Below are 388 nucleotides of genomic sequence, written 5' to 3' on the forward strand. Positions count from 1 at the left end.
GCCCTTATTTTGTAAAGGCGATAAATGTACAGCGCGTAGTGAGACGCTGCCTTATTACTTCAATGGCGATCATTTAAACTATTATGGTGCAAATACTGTTATTGAAGATTTAAAACATAAAGAACATTTAGATGAAAAAACCGAGCTGGCCACGATGAAACCTAAGAAAACCAATGGATAATAGATTGGTTCAAATGAACAGTTGTTTCCCTGTTATAAAAAAGATGTGGTCAATTTATAGGTGTTGGGTCTCGAAAGACCCAACCTACCATACCGCGGCTGCAGTTAGAGTAAGCAGAAAACTCAATACATTATAAGGAAGCAATAAAGTGGAACGAAGTTCTCATCCTCCTGTGTACCAACATTTCAAGTATCGTGCAGACATTGA

The 388-nt window shown here is 37.9% G+C and carries 1 protein-coding gene; it reads left to right on the forward strand.

Translation table 11 applies throughout. The features are described from left to right. The coding region (locus Lani_RS20410; protein WP_058388616.1) for an SGNH hydrolase domain-containing protein at positions 1-181 on the forward strand (181 nt) is incomplete at its 5' end. Positions 182-388: the final 207 nt, after the last annotated feature.

Source organism: Legionella anisa, from assembly GCF_001467525.1.
Classification (GTDB): domain Bacteria; phylum Pseudomonadota; class Gammaproteobacteria; order Legionellales; family Legionellaceae; genus Legionella; species Legionella anisa.